We start from the raw sequence: 15333 nt of genomic DNA on the forward strand, positions 1-15333 counted from the left end.
CTATCGCTTGATTTTGTATTCTTCCATTACTTTTAAAATATGATTTGTCACCGTACTAAATATATAGGATTCTTTCTTAGGTTTCCCCACTGCATTAATAACAGCCTTTCAGCCTTGTAGTAATCGACGTATTGCAGAAATATCGCGAGCATCTCCTTTTACAACTTCCAAATGTTTATGCGATATTTTAAATATTTGTGGATTTCGTGTGAGAATACGTACACAGTATCCTTCTTGTAGTGCTTGAGTTATAAGGTATTTACCAGCCTTTCCGTTTGCACTGATAATTGCTACTTTATTTATTATTTTCATGACTAAAGTTAGGCTCCTTTTAAAGGATATAGATTTATATATCATATTATTGATGAGATGTAGTTAATTCGTAAACGCGTAAAAACGAAATTAAATATTCACATGCTCTCTCACAGGCTAACATTTTAAACACCTTTTGTTCCTCTACAGTTTTATCATTTGCTTGATCTGAAGCTGCTTTCAAACAAAGAAAAGGCTTTTTATTCACATGACATACGTATGCAAAAGCAGCTATTTCTTGATCAACAGCTATTGCACCATATACAGTATGTAGTAAATATCTCATTTCCGTACTGCGAATACGCTGATCTCCGGATATGAAAGTTCCAAAATGTACTGGATCATAAGCACGCACTTTTTTTATTTGTCTTACAAGGTATTTCGTTGTTTCAATAGGAGCTGCTCTACCAGTATATAAATCGAAACTATCCGTTCCTGTTCCCGCAGCGGTTACATCATGCTGTAGTGTGTTAAGTGCAACAACAATATGACCATTCTTTACTTTCTCAGATAAACTTCCGCAAATGCCTGTCATAAATAACTGTTCAGGCTTAAATTCACTTATTAGTAACTGTACGCAACTAGCACAGTTCACTTTTCCAACACCAGTAATTACAGAGATTATTTCTAATTCATTTATAGAATGAAAATGAAATTCCCAAGCAGCTCGTTTTTCTACACGATGGCTTGGATAATACTGATACAAGTATGTAAGCTCTGGTTCCCATGCGGATACAATTGCAATACGTTTCATTACACTTTTCACTTCCCCCTATTTTCATTTGAATAATTCACCAATGTTTTTTCGCTCATAACATGGAATCCACTTTTTATATAAATACCTTATTAATTCTTTATTCTTCGTAAGTACTTCACATCCTCTTCTAGATCCTTTCTAATTTACTATTCCTTTTAAATAATTCAAATTCCACTTATTTTATATTTCAAATCCCAATCTAATAAAAACTTTCTTATATCACTTTTCCAAGCTCCACTGGGTTCAAATGTATATAGTTTTTTATGTAACACGTTACTTTCTCCTCAATAAAACTTTGTTTCAACATATCACAAAGAAACAAATTACCCTGTTATTTTTATTCGTGATGTATTTTTTTAATTCTTTTCAATACGTTACATGAAATTTTGTGTGTGATCTTAACTCCCAAATGCCTAAATGTTTGTTATTATATTAATGATGAGGGAATGTAAAGAAAGGAATTAAGTATATGATGGAAAGAAACATTTTAATTATTGATGATGATAAAGAAATTGTAGAATTACTAGCCGTTTATTTACGAAATGAAGGCTACAGCATTTATAAAGCATATGATGGTGATGAAGCGTTACACATGCTCTCACTTCATCAGATTGACCTTATGATATTAGATATTATGATGCCAAAACGAAATGGACTAGAAGTCTGCCAGCAAGTTAGAGAAGAAAATACGGTACCTATTCTTATGCTAAGTGCAAAAGCCGAAGATATGGATAAAATCCTAGGTCTTATGACAGGTGCAGATGATTATATGATTAAGCCCTTTAATCCATTAGAATTAATAGCTAGAGTTAAAGCGCTATTACGTAGATCTTCATTCCAACAAGTTACATCACTTAATGATGATGGTATTATTCGCATCCGCTCTGTTGAAATACATAAACATAATCATACTGTGAAAGTGAATGGAGAGTATATTAAACTTACATCTATTGAATTTGATATCTTATATTTACTTGCCAGCAATACTGGTAGAGTATTTAGTTCAGAGGAAATATTTGAACGAGTTTGGAATGAAGATGGTTATGGTTCCAATAAAACTGTAATGGTTCATATTAGTAACCTAAGAGAAAAACTTGAAACAGGAACGAATGGTGAAAAACTCATCCATACTGTTTGGGGAGTAGGTTATAAAATTGAGAAATGAGACATTTGACATATTAAAAGTCATTCCGAAATGGAAAGTTGTTTTTTGGCTTTTAGTATCTATTTTGCTTACACCAATTACCGAGGTTGTCATATCCCGTCTTGTTACGAGTGTAATTGACAGTTCCCTTACATTAACGGCATTAAGTGGAGAATTTGTCAGAATCGTCGGCTACGAAAAGTATATGGGATTAAAGGAGTCTCTTTGGACAATGATGGGATCCTATCTGTTTTTATTCTCGATTTTTTCATTCTATGTTTATATTTTCTATCGTCACGAAAAAAAACTATATTATGAAGTATGCATAAAGCAAATGATTGACGAAATTCGTTATATTGCGGATGGTAATTTCAATCATAAAGTATCTATTTTACAACATAATTATTTAGAAGACTTAGCAACTGGTGTCAATCACATTGTAGAGCAGTTAAAAGTTTCAATTGAAGAAGAACGTCAAACTGAACAAGCCAAAAGTGAACTCATCACAAATGTATCACATGACTTACGGACACCGCTAACATCCATAGTTGGCTATGTTAATCTCATACATCATGATAATTACAGAGATGAAGTAGAATTACGTCATTATATTCAAGTTATTTATGACAAAGTAAATCGATTAAACATGCTAATGAATGACTTATTTGAGTATACGCGTGTTCAAAATAACGAGTTACAACTAAATACTGTACCTATTGATATAATTGAACTACTTGGCCAACTATCTGTTCAATTTCGTATGCAATTCCAGGAAGCCAATATTGAGTGTAGACCTTCATTTCCACCAGAAAAACTTATGGCCCTTGCTGATGGAGACAAATTAGTACGTGTATTTGAGAACTTAATTATAAATGCTATGACGTATGGTAATGATGGGAAATTTATTGATATAACAGCTTATCAAGACGGAAACATGATTGTAATCGATATTACAAATTACGGACAGCCTATCCCAAGTACAGATTTAGCACATATTTTTGAACGCTTCTATCGTGTTGAAAAATCCCGTTCTGCATACACGGGAGGATCAGGCCTTGGATTAGCGATTGCAAAAAGTATTGTGGAGATTCACGATGGAACAATTGAGGTATATAGCGATACTGAACAAACAACATTTACTGTGAAGCTTCTTTCATATAAGCAATAAAAAGCATTTATCTCAACAACTAAAAATCCACTAAAAAAATCACCTATTAGAACAAGAAAAGTACTATATTCTAAATATAATAGTGATTTTGTTGTGTTGATTGATAAACCCCATGGAAAAATTCCATGGGGTTTTATTTCCGATCTATCAACTTATCACTATCAATATAAAAAATAAAAACCTAGAATGTAAGCATTTTACATGGATTGTAGCTATAGCACGCCAGATGGGTTATGAGCCTCCAAATACAGATGTTTTAGGAACTAAAGAATAGTGAGAAATAACAGTTTGCACCTGCGTAAGTTGATTTTTTTCTAATAATTCCAAATGATTCTTCACTTTTCCCTACTGTACTTAAGAAGATTTTCCACCTCTAACTGTTACTTCTACGTTAAATAAACTGAAAAAATTTACTCTTTAAGGATTCTTAATTTATCCATTACTAATTCATTCCTGTCCTCTACTACTAAATCTTCTTTATGTTTAAATGTGAGTGAAAATACATATTTATTTCCTCATGATGACCATAATTATCCAAAATTTATATATTCCTTATAATTCTTTAGAAATTCTTTAACTTTTCTTTCCTCCTAGTTAAAGATTAATTTTTATACTAGTAATATCGATATACAAGGAGGACAGCTTATGCAACATTTTAAGAATTTGATGCTTCTTATATTGTCTTTTCTTATTACTGCAATTCTTGTTTTTTATTTTTATTTCTATGTAAACGGACCTTCAATTAAAGCAACATCAGCTATTTTAATAGATGCAACATCAGAAGAGATTGTATATAAAAAAAATGAAGATACCCCTTTCTCCTCAGCAAGTTTATCAAAAATGATGACAGAGTATATTGTGTTAGAACAAATACAAAAAGGAAAAATCAAGTGGGATGATCGTGTGAAAATAAGTAATTCTTCCATTCAAATGGAAGGAAATAATATCGATATAACTTTTGAAGATCAAATAACGATTCGAGATTTGTTTCATGCAATGGTTCTTGCATCTGATAATAGTGCGGCCGTATTTTTAGCAGAACATATTTCGAAAAGTGAACAAGACTTTACGAATTTAATGAATGAAAAAGCGACACAATTAGGATTATCTAATAAAACGTATTTTGCAAATGCAACCGGCATAATGAATAAACAAAAAGAATCTAAAATAACAGCCTTAGATGCCTCGAAACTAGCCCAGCATTTAATAACGGATTATCCTATGATATTAGAAATCACCCAATTAACTTCTTATCAATTCACCTTCAAAGATATACATGTTTTCAATACAAATAAAATGTTGTATTCACTTGATAGTAAAATAAAATTCAAAGGAATTGATGGTTTACAAACTAGCTTTTCAAATCCTGCTGGATATAGTTTTGCTAGTACAGCAAAGCAAGGAAACAAGAGGTTTATTTCGATTGTAATGGAGGCAAATGGAGAAAATAGTGCTTTTATCGAAACAAAAAAACTATTTACTTATGGTTCCGATCCTACTCACCTTCCATCTCTTCAATCTATTAAAGATTATGTAATATCGTGGATATCTCTACTTCAGTTTGAAAATCTATTTTTACAAACAATAATAATTTTTGTTATTATTTCCATTTCACTATTCGTACATATACGAAAAAAAGATTCAGAGGATTTCTAACTAAAAAGCTTCTTTCACATAAAAAACCGGCTTGTATTTTCTAAAAAAGCCGGTTTTCCTTATTTCCCTTTTTTCTTTTCATAGTATAATTCATCTGCATACTTTTTATTTGTTCCCTTTAAATATGCCAAAATAATTTGAGGTCTCTTTACTAAAGTCCAATCACCATGCTCATCAAATTTTCTACAAGATGTTGTCATATAAGCTTTTTTAATGGTAGTAAAGCCTTTCCCATGGATCTTACCGTATTTTTTTAAACGCATTGCAAATTCCGCATCTTCAGCCATTAATAAATCCTCATTAAACCCACCAATTGCTTCAAAATCCTTTCTATAACACCAAAACATTCCGACAGAAACGAGTCCATATTTAAAAATGAAAGGAATAATTAACAATAATCCTGAAACAATAATTCCTAATGAAATACGTTCAAATTTCCCTTTTACTCCCCCTCCTATATATTTTCCAGTTTTTAAATGCTTATCTATTTCTCTTAACATATTCTCACTCATCCAGCTATCAGCATCAATTGTAACAATGATTTCTCCTCGAGCTATTTTCGCCCCAGCATTTCTAATTTTAGATAGGTTCTTATTCTCATCTTGTAAAGTTATACAATGATAAGATTGTGCAATTTCTTCTGTGCAATCACTACAACGATTTAATACAACAATTACCTCGACTTGATTTTTATAAAATTTGGATGCAACCACAATGGAATCAAGACATCTACCAATATATTTTTCTTCATTGTGTGCAGGTATGATAATGGAAAACTTAACATCTTGTTCACCATCCGTTCCGGCAAAACAACCATTTCTATCCATATCATATCTCTCCTATGTAAACCTTATTTATCAATTCATTTTCTTACTATATTTACAACCGACTTATTATTGAACGCCGTTGTTTATTCAAGTTGTACTATGAACAAAGCCTTACTATTTTTGAAATGATTAAAGTCTATAAAACAAAAAGTTTTTTCTTAATGCATGTACTTTTTCAAAAAAACACCAATTAAAATGTCTCAATTTAAGCGTGACAATCCTACTCTCGATACTTCCATCTCTGTATTATCTTTCAGAATAATCAATTTCTCCTCATGCTGTTTTAACATACTCAAAATTTCTGATTTACTATCTTTTTCAAAATCATTCGTCCACTTAAACATTTTCATTAACATTTTAAATGTGGGCTTATAGTTAGCCTTTTCCAGGTTAAGTAACTGCAAAATAAATCTTTTTATTATTCTGACTATCCTCTTCACTACACTTACATCTAAGAATATGATTAAATCTGCTTTTTGAAAGCTTTGCGATACCCATTTATGATGGGCACCTTCAACAATCCAAGCATTTGAATTTACAATATTGTAAAGTTGTTCATCTCTTTCCTTAGGTGTATTTCTTATATCTCCATTTTTAGTCCTTCTCCAAACAACATTATCTAGCTCATAATAAGGAATATTTAATTGATAAGATAATGCTCTTGCTAAGGTTGTTTTTCCACTTCCAACAGAACCAATGATATGAATTTTATTAGGTATAATACTTTTCAAAACAACCACCACTTTATAGATTTTTACAAAATAGAATTCCCAGCTTCTATCATTAAACCTCTTCTAATTAAATTTGCTGACACAGGCTGAAGATTCAACTCTCTTGCCCAAATAGATAATTGACCAATATGATGGATCTCATGAGCAACCACATGACGTAGAACCTCGCCATATTTGAATGTCTCATCAGTCCATGAGGCTGCTAATATTTTATCCTCTAAATTACTTGACCATGTTTGCGTAAAGGCTTCCATTTTAGTTCGAAAGGAATCAGAAAGCTGCTTCACTTTTTCTAACGTTCTATAATCTTCAAACTTCAGTTCGAAATCCGCTTTCCCTTGAAGCGCACGTATCCAGCTATACTCTACATCTACAATATGAAATAAAGTTTCTAAAATACCCCCTACTCGTCCAACACGTTTACAGAGTAAATCTTCTTCCGAAAGCTGTTTGCACCATTCAAACCATTGATCTCTTACTTGCCAATTGTATCGAAATAAAGTTTCCAATAAATATCGCTCCTTTTACATATGTGATACTATCCATTTAACAGCTTCTATTACATATTCAGGCTCATCTCTTTGGATATAATGACCGCTATTAAGCGCAATAATCATTTTATGATTATTTGATAATTGCAATAGTTCTTTTTGCATTTTTATCCACTGGGCTTGCGCTTCATCAGAATAAAAATCTTTTTTTCCAGCAGCAACTATAACAAGGGGAATATTTCCGAGTGTTTGTGGATGACGCCCTACCTCATCTAAACTTCTCATAAACTCTTCATAGGTGCCTTCATATGTAAATTGTTTATAATATGCTTCTTGAAATTCAGAAGACATGATCGGCAGAAATTTCTCTCTATAGTTTTCTGGTGTTGAATCTACTAATATTAATCCTGCAGTTTCTTCTGGATATAAAGAAGCGAATAAACGAACATTAATACCGCCAAATGAATGCCCCACAAATATATAAGGTGGTTTAAGGTGTAATTGTTGTAATATCTCTCTTAGCTCCTTTACCATCTCAGAACTAACACGTGTATTCGGACTTTTTTCACTTTTCCCTAAACCAGCTCGGTCATATAAAAGCACTGTTCCGTATTCTGTAATTTTCTCTGCAACTTGATCCCAAGTTTTTGAATAATCACCGTATCCTGCATCCATGATAATTACTGGATTATCTTTCTTCCCTTTTATTACTTTTGTGTACAATGCAGCCCCATCTATATTCACATATTTTTCGTATTCTTTACTCATATTCATTTTCTTACTAAAACATCTCCTTTTTAATATGTATTCAGTTAATACCATTATATCACTTATACAGAAAATTCTTTTATTTTATAGTACTATTTTGTATAAAGAGCGCTATCCAAGAACATATCAATAGAGTATTCGTTTGAAAGATAAATAGCTATAATTTTATACCTGAGCACTTAAAAGAAACCAAATTAGATTTTTATAATTTTTCCAATTAGTTTAATATCTTCGCCATCAATAACTATCCCATCACCATCTTTACAAGCATAAATTGTCCTATTTCTCAACTTGGAATAATCCTTTAACAAATCTAAATATATAAGTTGCTTAAAATTGTTTCTTTCAAAATACTCAAGTTTGATCATTTTCCCTGACTCCTTTAAGATTTCAAGCTCGATAATTCTTTCCTAACTCTTCTCCTATTGAAAAATAATGTCTAAAATTATAAAATAATGGACTCCATTTTTGCGGATCAATATGGTTTTCCCCTTTTGTTATCTCCTCGTGCGCATGTACATGAATAACCTCGGTTTCAACAATTGCAAAGAAAGGATCATATTCTGGAATCCTAATTTGTTTTACGTTTGCTTCGATTTGTAGTGGGCATTCTTTAATGCGTTGTGGCTTTACTGACTGTGAATCCAATGGTGTAAAACCAGCCATTGTAAATTTATCTTTTTGATATGTATACCCCATTTCTTGTTTATAAACTGGAACATGTTCTACTCCAGTATAGGGTGCGATTTTTTCTACTTGTTTCCACTGCAATGCAGAAGGGAAATTAATAACACATTCTCTACTCCTTTCAAGATTTCCAATCGATTGCCCTCCCAAACCAATGCCTAAAATCATATAGTTTCCTAATGCCCATGAAGAAGACATTGGACTGATATTTGTTGTCCCATCTTCATTTAATGTTGATAATAAATAAATTGGCATTCCATAATATAAAATCTTTGGCTGTATCTCTTTGCATAATAGTTTACTTATTCCCGAATTCATATTATCACTCCTAATTTTGATTCTTTATCTGTATTGTAAAACACAAAAACTTCCATTATCATCGAAATATGGATGTAAAAAAGGAGTGAAGATGATGAATGAAAATATAGCGAAAATCGCTTCCTTAATTAGTGATACATCACGAGCAACCATCTTGGTTCACCTTATGGATGGGCGCGCCCATCCCGCTACTAAATTAGCACATGTTGCAAAAATCAAACCACAAACAGCCAGTTTTCATCTCAATAAATTATATGAGGCACAAATTGTTGAAGTAGAAAAGCATGGCAGACATCGTTATTACAAATTAACAAATCATGAGCTAGCAGAATCACTAGAAAAGCTATTATACATTGCCCCTTGCGAACCAATTCGATCTTTTAAACAAGCAAAAGAAAATAAAAAAATTCAATATGCAAGAACATGCTATGATCATTTAGCAGGAAAATTAGGAGTTGAGATTACAAATGCTTTATTAAATAAACAAATATTAATAAAAAAGGATACTGAATTTGCAGTAACAAAAGTCGGTGAAGCATTTTTTCAGATTTCGGTGTAAACTTAGAACGATTACACAATAAAAGACGTGCATTCTCCAGATGTTGTTTAGATTGGACCGAGAGACAACACCATATTGCAGGTGCACTAGGAAATGCAATTCTGGTACGAATGTTAGAACAAAATTGGATTACTAAGTTCGAACAATCAAGAGCGATACATATAACTTCATTAGGACAGCAAAAAATTTATGAAACTTTTTCTATAAAACTTTAGTTTTACAGATGGACAATTTCTCCATATTTATAGACTTATACATGAATTATTCAGCAAAGGAACTACAAAATTAATCTTTATTTCAATCTGGCATAGATATTGTATGTGCTTTTCATTCATATTAAAGGAGATTCTCAATACAAAAAATCTATCCATCATAAAACAAGACATGAGCCCCTTTTATAAGGGGCTCATGTCTTGTTTTATATTTGACTAGATTGTAATCCCTGAATATAAGAGACAACTTCCGGATTTACAAGTGAAGATAAATCTCCCAATTCTCTCCCTAAGTATGCTGCTTTAATCACACGTCTCATTACTTTAGAATTACGTGTTTTCGGCAAGTCTTCTACAACATGAATATCTTTTGGACATAACGCCTTTCCGATATGAGAGTTTACTAAATTCAATAATTCTTTTTTTAGTTCAGATGTAAATTTTATTCCTTCTTGTAAAACAATAAAGCAATGGCAGACTTCCCCTTTTACTTCATCTGGTACGCCGATCGCCGCGGCTTCTATTACATCAGGATGCTTTACAAGAATTGATTCATATTCAGCTGGCCCAATACGCTTCCCGGCAATATTTAATGTATCATCAGAACGTCCGGTAATAATATACTGTTCTCCATCATAAATGACCCAATCACCGTGCACCCATTTGTTTTCAAAGCGCGACCAATACGTGTTAACATAACGTTCGTCGTCTTCCCAGAAGCTTTTCGTCATTCCAACCCACGGTTTTTCTATACATAATTCTCCAACTTCATCACGGATTGGAGTACCTTGTTCATCTAATACAACTGCTGCCATTCCAGGTAAAGATGCATTGAAACTAATAGGTGCAATTGGTTTAATTAAAACATTTCCAAAAATCCCACCGGAAATTTCAGTTCCACCTGAATAGTTACAAATTGGTACCTTTCCTTTTCCAACTGTTTCAAAGAGCCACATCCAAGGGTCTGGATTCCAAGGCTCACCTGTTGATGCAAATACCTCTAAACTTTCTAGAGAATGTTTCTTTACATATTCATCACCTTTTGCCATCAGTGCTCGAATTAATGTTGGTGAAATTCCAAGGTGAGTAATTTGATATCGATCAACCGTTTCCCATAATCGATCTGCTTCCGGATAGTCTGGAACACCTTCATACATTACCATTGTTGCCCCATTAATAAGAGAGCCGAATAATAAAAACGGTCCCATCATCCAGCCCATATCAGTTACCCATAATACACGGTCACCTTGCTTAATATTCATACCAAATCCTGCATCAAATGCAGACTTCAGAGGAAATCCAGCGTGCGTGTGTACAGTTCCTTTTGGTTTCCCAGTCGTCCCTGATGTATAAATGAGCATAAGCGGGTCATCACTTTTCATTTCTTCAGCGTGTATAAATGGTTTTTCCTTTTCGAGAATACTCCATGATAGGTCATAGTTATGAGGTGTAAAATCATTTCCAGCATGACGTACAATTACAACCTTCTCAACAGATGCACAATGTTCGCACGCTTTATCTACCTCATCTTTTAATGAAACGATTTTACCACGGCGCGAGAATCCATCCGCTGTAATAATCATTTTAGATCCTGCTGCCTGTACACGCGTCATGACTGCATCAGCTGCAAATCCAGAAAAAATCGGGGAAATAATCGCACCTATTTTCATTACTGCCAGCATAGCAACAACTGTCTCTGGAATCATCGGCATGTAAATCGTTACACGATCACCTTTTTCAATTCCGGAATGCTTCAATCCATTGGCAACTCGGCTCACCCAGCTATCAAGTTCTTCATATGTAAATGATTTTGTTGTTCCGTTTTCCCCTTCGTACATGAGGGCAGGTTGTTGTTTTGTTTCTTCATCTGCAAGCCAACGAGATAAAGCAGATTCTACTACATTACACGTTCCCCCAGTGTACCACTGGGCGAATGGTGTACCGTTTTCTAAATCTAATACTTCTGTATACGGCTCCATCCATTGATAGCCAACTGCACGTTCCGCTTCTCCCCAAAACCATCCAGTTTCTTCAATTGACTTGTTGTAAAATGCTTCATAATTTTCATAGCCAAGCGATTTCATCCACCCATATAGACGTGTTTTATCTTTATATTCTTCTGTTGGAAACCAAACGGCTTGTTTCAATGTTTTCCCCTCCTCATTTTTCGAACAAGAAAGCCCTTAATAGGGCTTTTATACTGGATAAACTGGATGTTTTCGATCTGTAAACACTTGATATTTACTCATGTACATTTCGAAGCGCTTCTTTAGTTCTTCACGTAAATCATTCGGATGAACAATACCATCAATCACCATTTCTGATGCTAGGCGATAAATATCAATATCTTTTTTATACTCTTCACGTTTTTCTGCAATGAAGCTTGCACGCTCTTCTTCTGGTAACGCTGCGATTTTATTCGCATATACGGCATTAACAGCAGCTTCTGGTCCCATTACAGCAATGGAAGCCGTTGGCAACGCTAAACAACAATCTGGTTCGAAAGCTGGGCCTGCCATTGCATATAGACCAGCACCATATGCTTTACGAACAACGATTGAAATTTTCGGTACTGTCGCTTCACTCATAGCAGAAATCATTTTCGCACCGTGACGAATAATACCAGCTCTCTCAACTTTCGTTCCAATCATAAATCCAGGTACATCCGCAAGGAATAATAATGGAATATGATATGCGTCACATAAATTAATAAACTTCGCTGCTTTATCAGCAGAATCGTGGAATAATACACCGCCTTTCATACGCGGTTGATTTGCAACAATACCAATAGGCTTCCCATCGATTCGTCCTAATCCTGTAATAAGTTCTTGTGCAAATAATTTTTTCACTTCAAAGAAAGAACCTTCATCGATAATACGATTAATAAGATCTTTCATATTAAAAGGAGCATTTTGATTTTCTGGGATGATTTGTTCTAACGTTTTTTCGAACTGTTTTGGTTCTTGAGGCTTAGTCATAGGAGCATTTTCTTGATAGTTACTTGGAAAATATGAAATATATTGTCTTGCCTGAGCAATCGCATCTTCTTCTGTCTTACATAATATATCTCCGCATCCTGATACCGAGCAATGCATACGAGCGCCGCCCATTTCCTCTAGTGTTACTTTTTCACCAATAACCATTTCAGCCATACGCGGAGAACCTAAATACATAGAAGCATTTCCTTCAACCATCATGACAACGTCACAAAAAGCAGGAATATAAGCACCTCCAGCTGCAGAAGGACCAAACAATAAACAAATTTGTGGTACCTTACCTGATAGCTTCACCTGGTTATAAAAAATGCGTCCCGCACCGCGGCGCCCTGGGAACATTTCAACTTGGTCAGTAATACGGGCACCTGCAGAATCAACAAGATAAAAAAGTGGTACACGTAACTTTGCAGCTGTTTCTTGAATGCGTAAGATTTTTTCAACAGTTCGAGAACCCCAAGACCCTGCTTTAACTGTTGAATCATTTGCCATGACACATACAGTACGACCATGTATTTTACCAGTAGCAGTTACAACACCATCTGCCGGTAAGCCTGTTTGCTCACAATTAGCAAATAATGCATCTTCTACATATTCACCATTATCAAATAGAAGAGCTAAGCGATCTCGAACAAAGATTTTTCCTTTTGCTTTATTTTGTTCATGATATTTTGGTGCCCCACCTTGTTTAATTGTTTCAACACGTTCTTGAAATGAATTCGATTGTTGTTTTTGTTCTAGCACTTTTACTCCCCCTTATACACTGGTTTACGTTTCTCCTGAAATGCTTGTAGTCCTTCTAATCGATCTTTCGTATGGATTACACCTTCATACGCCTGCTTTTCCATTTGTAATCCGGTATGCAAATCTACTTGTATCCCATTTGAGATTGCTTCTTTTGCTAATCGAATGGCAATTGGTCCATTACTCGCAATGCTTCTTGCAATTTCAATTGCTTTTTCTTCTAGTAAGTTAGCTGGTACCACAAACTCTACCATTCCATATTCCTTCGCCTCATGCGCCGAAATACGTCTTGCTGTATAAATTAATTCTTTTGCCCTGCCAACACCAATTAGTCTTGGGAGACGCTGCGTCCCACCAGCTCCTGGGATGATAGCTAGAGATGTTTCAGTGAGTCCAAGGCTTGCTGTTTCTGCCGCAATTCTAAAATCACACGCTAAACTTAACTCGGTACCACCACCAAGTGCAATTCCATTTATTGCAGCAATAACAGGTTGTGATAATTGCTCAACCATATCCATTGTAGAACGAATCATCCCAACTGCATGACGTACTTGCTCCTCATTCATATTGGCACGTTCTTTTAAATCAGCTCCGGCACAAAATACTTTTTCACCATAGCCTGTTAAAATGATAACGCGAACATCAGCTTCTTCATTAATATGATTTAATGTAGATTGCAACTCTTCTAATAGTGCAAGAGATAATGAGTTTGCTTGCCGTTCGCGATTTAATGTTATTTTTACGATATGCGGTGTTACATAATCTACTGAAATGTTTTGTAATTGTAGCATTTTATCACCTACTTATTGTTTTATGTTGCAATGCTTTATACACATGACTTGGCAATTGAATATTTAGCTTACTTTGAATAAATTGACTAGCCTTTAATAACTTTTCTTCATTTATATTTGTTTGTACGCCCATTTTGTGGAGCATATGTACTAAATCATCAGTCGCGACATTACCTGATGCTCCTGGTGCATAAGGACAACCACCAAGTCCACCACAGGAACTATCAAATGTCGTAACACCGTATTCCAATGACTGAACGACGTTTGCAAGCGCCATTCCGTACGTATTATGAAAATGCATCGCGAATTGGGAAGAATCATATTTTTTAAGTAAATGCTCTAATACACGCTCTACTTGCAATGGATTTGCTACACCAATGGTATCTCCCAATGAGACTTCATAAATGCCATATGAGAAGAGTTGATTACATAATTCGTCTACAGCATCAATGCTCACATCCCCTTCATAAGGACAACCAAATACAGTAGAAACATAACCTCTTACTCTTTTACCTGCAAACCCTGCTTGCTTTGTAATATCTCGCACGACAGATAACGCTTCTTTAATGGACTTATTGATGTTACTTTTATTATGTGACTCACTTGCTGATAAAAAAACATTCACCTCATCTACATTTTGCAAAAGAGCTCGTTCCAAACCATTTTGATTTGGAACAAGCGCAGCATATGTAATATCTGAATTCCGCTTTAACTCTGCAAATACATCACTCGCATCTGCTAAAGCAGGAACCCATTTCGGGTGAACAAAAGAGGAAACTTCAATATATGATAATCCAGCTTCTGAAAGTAATTGAATCCATTTCACTTTATCTTTTGTGCCAACAATTTTCTTTTCATTTTGCAAACCATCACGTGGTCCCACTTCTTTAATGACAGCAAAAGTAGGTAGCTTCAATACATTTCACCCCTTCTTCTCCCTATTCAATCTCTACCAATACATCTCCTTCATTAACAAAATCGCCCTCTTGTACATTTATTTTCATAACTGTCCCAGCTTCTTCTGAAACGATTGGGATTTCCATTTTCATAGATTCCAAAATGACGACATCCTGTTCTTCTTCTACTGTATCTCCTATTCCCACAACAATTTTCCAAACATTACCTGCCATCGATGCATATACTTTTGTCATCATTTTTCCCCCTTTAATATTCAT

The 15333-nt window shown here is 34.3% G+C and carries 15 protein-coding genes and 2 pseudogenes; 4 read left to right on the forward strand and 13 right to left on the reverse strand.

The annotated features are described in order from the left end of the window. Positions 1-3 precede the first annotated feature (3 nt). Positions 4-312, reverse strand: a pseudogene (locus tag MHH45_RS03825) (NAD(P)H-binding protein); the annotation flags it as partial. A 46-nt stretch (positions 313-358) separates the two neighbouring features. After that, a complete protein-coding gene (mtnN, locus tag MHH45_RS03830; protein ID WP_016114931.1) occupies positions 359-1066 on the reverse strand; it encodes a 5'-methylthioadenosine/S-adenosylhomocysteine nucleosidase in 708 nt (235 codons plus the stop codon). Positions 1067-1541: 475 nt separating this feature from the next. Between mtnN and MHH45_RS03840 the strand changes: the two genes are divergently transcribed. The 3 genes from MHH45_RS03840 (at position 1542) to MHH45_RS03850 (ending at position 5037) form a co-directional block, all read left to right on the forward strand. Beyond that, complete coding sequence (locus MHH45_RS03840) at positions 1542-2234, forward strand: response regulator transcription factor (RefSeq protein ID WP_026008582.1); 693 nt, start codon at positions 1542-1544, stop codon at positions 2232-2234. After that, positions 2224-3381 carry a sensor histidine kinase gene (locus MHH45_RS03845; RefSeq protein WP_016114930.1) on the forward strand — a complete coding sequence of 386 codons (1158 nt, stop codon included), beginning with the start codon at positions 2224-2226 and terminating at the stop codon, positions 3379-3381. Before MHH45_RS03840 ends, MHH45_RS03845 begins: the two co-directional genes overlap by 11 nt. Positions 3382-4026: 645 nt before the next feature. Beyond that, on the forward strand, positions 4027-5037 hold the full coding sequence (locus MHH45_RS03850) for a D-alanyl-D-alanine carboxypeptidase family protein (protein WP_088093705.1): 1011 nt from the start codon (positions 4027-4029) through the stop codon (positions 5035-5037). A gap of 59 nt (positions 5038-5096) precedes the next feature. Here MHH45_RS03850 and MHH45_RS03855 read toward each other — a convergent pair whose 3' ends face one another. The 6 genes from MHH45_RS03855 to MHH45_RS03880 all read right to left on the reverse strand — a co-directional run bounded on the left by MHH45_RS03855 (position 5097) and on the right by MHH45_RS03880 (position 8859). Next, positions 5097-5864 (reverse strand): glycosyltransferase, encoded by a 768-nt coding sequence (locus MHH45_RS03855; protein ID WP_088093706.1) that lies wholly within the window; start codon positions 5862-5864, stop codon positions 5097-5099. Positions 5865-6064: 200 nt separating this feature from the next. After that, positions 6065-6595, reverse strand: a complete 531-nt coding sequence (locus MHH45_RS03860; RefSeq protein ID WP_088093707.1) for a shikimate kinase — start codon at positions 6593-6595, stop codon at positions 6065-6067. A 23-nt stretch (positions 6596-6618) separates the two neighbouring features. Beyond that, positions 6619-7104: a DinB family protein gene (locus MHH45_RS03865; RefSeq protein ID WP_016114926.1), complete on the reverse strand. Its 486-nt coding sequence runs from the start codon at positions 7102-7104 to the stop codon at positions 6619-6621. 15 nt (positions 7105-7119) lie between these two features. Further along, on the reverse strand, positions 7120-7854 hold the full coding sequence (locus MHH45_RS03870) for an alpha/beta fold hydrolase (protein ID WP_033671198.1): 735 nt from the start codon (positions 7852-7854) through the stop codon (positions 7120-7122). A 194-nt stretch (positions 7855-8048) separates the two neighbouring features. Continuing rightward, on the reverse strand, positions 8049-8222 hold the full coding sequence (locus MHH45_RS03875; protein WP_016131415.1) for a hypothetical protein: 174 nt from the start codon (positions 8220-8222) through the stop codon (positions 8049-8051). 22 nt (positions 8223-8244) lie between these two features. Continuing rightward, a complete protein-coding gene (locus MHH45_RS03880) occupies positions 8245-8859 on the reverse strand; it encodes a flavin reductase family protein (protein ID WP_016114923.1) in 615 nt (204 codons plus the stop codon). Between the two features lie 94 nt (positions 8860-8953). On the opposite strand from MHH45_RS03880, the pseudogene MHH45_RS03885 reads away from it, so the two are divergent. Next, positions 8954-9633: pseudogene (locus MHH45_RS03885) on the forward strand (ArsR/SmtB family transcription factor). A 203-nt stretch (positions 9634-9836) separates the two neighbouring features. Here MHH45_RS03885 and MHH45_RS03890 read toward each other — a convergent pair. Genes MHH45_RS03890 through MHH45_RS03910 form a run of 5 tightly spaced genes read right to left on the reverse strand, consistent with a single transcriptional unit; the run spans position 9837 to position 15312 of the window. Continuing rightward, entirely contained in the window at positions 9837-11777 is a 1941-nt protein-coding gene (locus MHH45_RS03890; protein ID WP_088093708.1) for an AMP-binding protein, read from the reverse strand. Between the two features lie 48 nt (positions 11778-11825). Then, the gene (locus MHH45_RS03895) at positions 11826-13367 is read right to left on the reverse strand and encodes an acyl-CoA carboxylase subunit beta (protein WP_088093709.1); all 1542 of its coding nucleotides are present in this window, start codon (positions 13365-13367) and stop codon (positions 11826-11828) included. Between the two features lie 2 nt (positions 13368-13369). Further along, on the reverse strand, positions 13370-14158 hold the full coding sequence (locus tag MHH45_RS03900; protein ID WP_088093710.1) for an enoyl-CoA hydratase: 789 nt from the start codon (positions 14156-14158) through the stop codon (positions 13370-13372). 4 nt (positions 14159-14162) lie between these two features. Further along, entirely contained in the window at positions 14163-15074 is a 912-nt protein-coding gene (locus MHH45_RS03905; protein WP_077294840.1) for a hydroxymethylglutaryl-CoA lyase, read from the reverse strand. Between the two features lie 22 nt (positions 15075-15096). After that, the gene (locus MHH45_RS03910; protein ID WP_003197789.1) at positions 15097-15312 is read right to left on the reverse strand and encodes an acetyl-CoA carboxylase biotin carboxyl carrier protein subunit; all 216 of its coding nucleotides are present in this window, start codon (positions 15310-15312) and stop codon (positions 15097-15099) included. Between the last annotated feature and the right edge of the window lie 21 nt (positions 15313-15333).

It is taken from the genome of Bacillus sp. FSL K6-0042, from assembly GCF_038006685.1.
In the GTDB taxonomy this organism is placed as follows: domain Bacteria; phylum Bacillota; class Bacilli; order Bacillales; family Bacillaceae_G; genus Bacillus_A; species Bacillus_A pseudomycoides.

What these genes read in the sequence shown, in the direction of transcription:
- mtnN (WP_016114931.1), bottom strand. Translation starts at nt 1,066, where the DNA reads ATGAAACGTATTGCAATTGTATCCGCATGGGAACCAGAGCTTACATAC.
- MHH45_RS03840 (WP_026008582.1), top strand. Translation starts at nt 1,542, where the DNA reads ATGGAAAGAAACATTTTAATTATTGATGATGATAAAGAAATTGTAGAA.
- MHH45_RS03850 (WP_088093705.1), top strand. Translation starts at nt 4,027, where the DNA reads ATGCAACATTTTAAGAATTTGATGCTTCTTATATTGTCTTTTCTTATT.
- MHH45_RS03855 (WP_088093706.1), bottom strand. Translation starts at nt 5,864, where the DNA reads ATGGATAGAAATGGTTGTTTTGCCGGAACGGATGGTGAACAAGATGTT.
- MHH45_RS03870 (WP_033671198.1), bottom strand. Translation starts at nt 7,854, where the DNA reads ATGAGTAAAGAATACGAAAAATATGTGAATATAGATGGGGCTGCATTG.
- MHH45_RS03875 (WP_016131415.1), bottom strand. Translation starts at nt 8,222, where the DNA reads ATGATCAAACTTGAGTATTTTGAAAGAAACAATTTTAAGCAACTTATA.
- MHH45_RS03880 (WP_016114923.1), bottom strand. Translation starts at nt 8,859, where the DNA reads ATGAATTCGGGAATAAGTAAACTATTATGCAAAGAGATACAGCCAAAG.
- MHH45_RS03900 (WP_088093710.1), bottom strand. Translation starts at nt 14,158, where the DNA reads ATGCTACAATTACAAAACATTTCAGTAGATTATGTAACACCGCATATC.
- MHH45_RS03910 (WP_003197789.1), bottom strand. Translation starts at nt 15,312, where the DNA reads ATGATGACAAAAGTATATGCATCGATGGCAGGTAATGTTTGGAAAATT.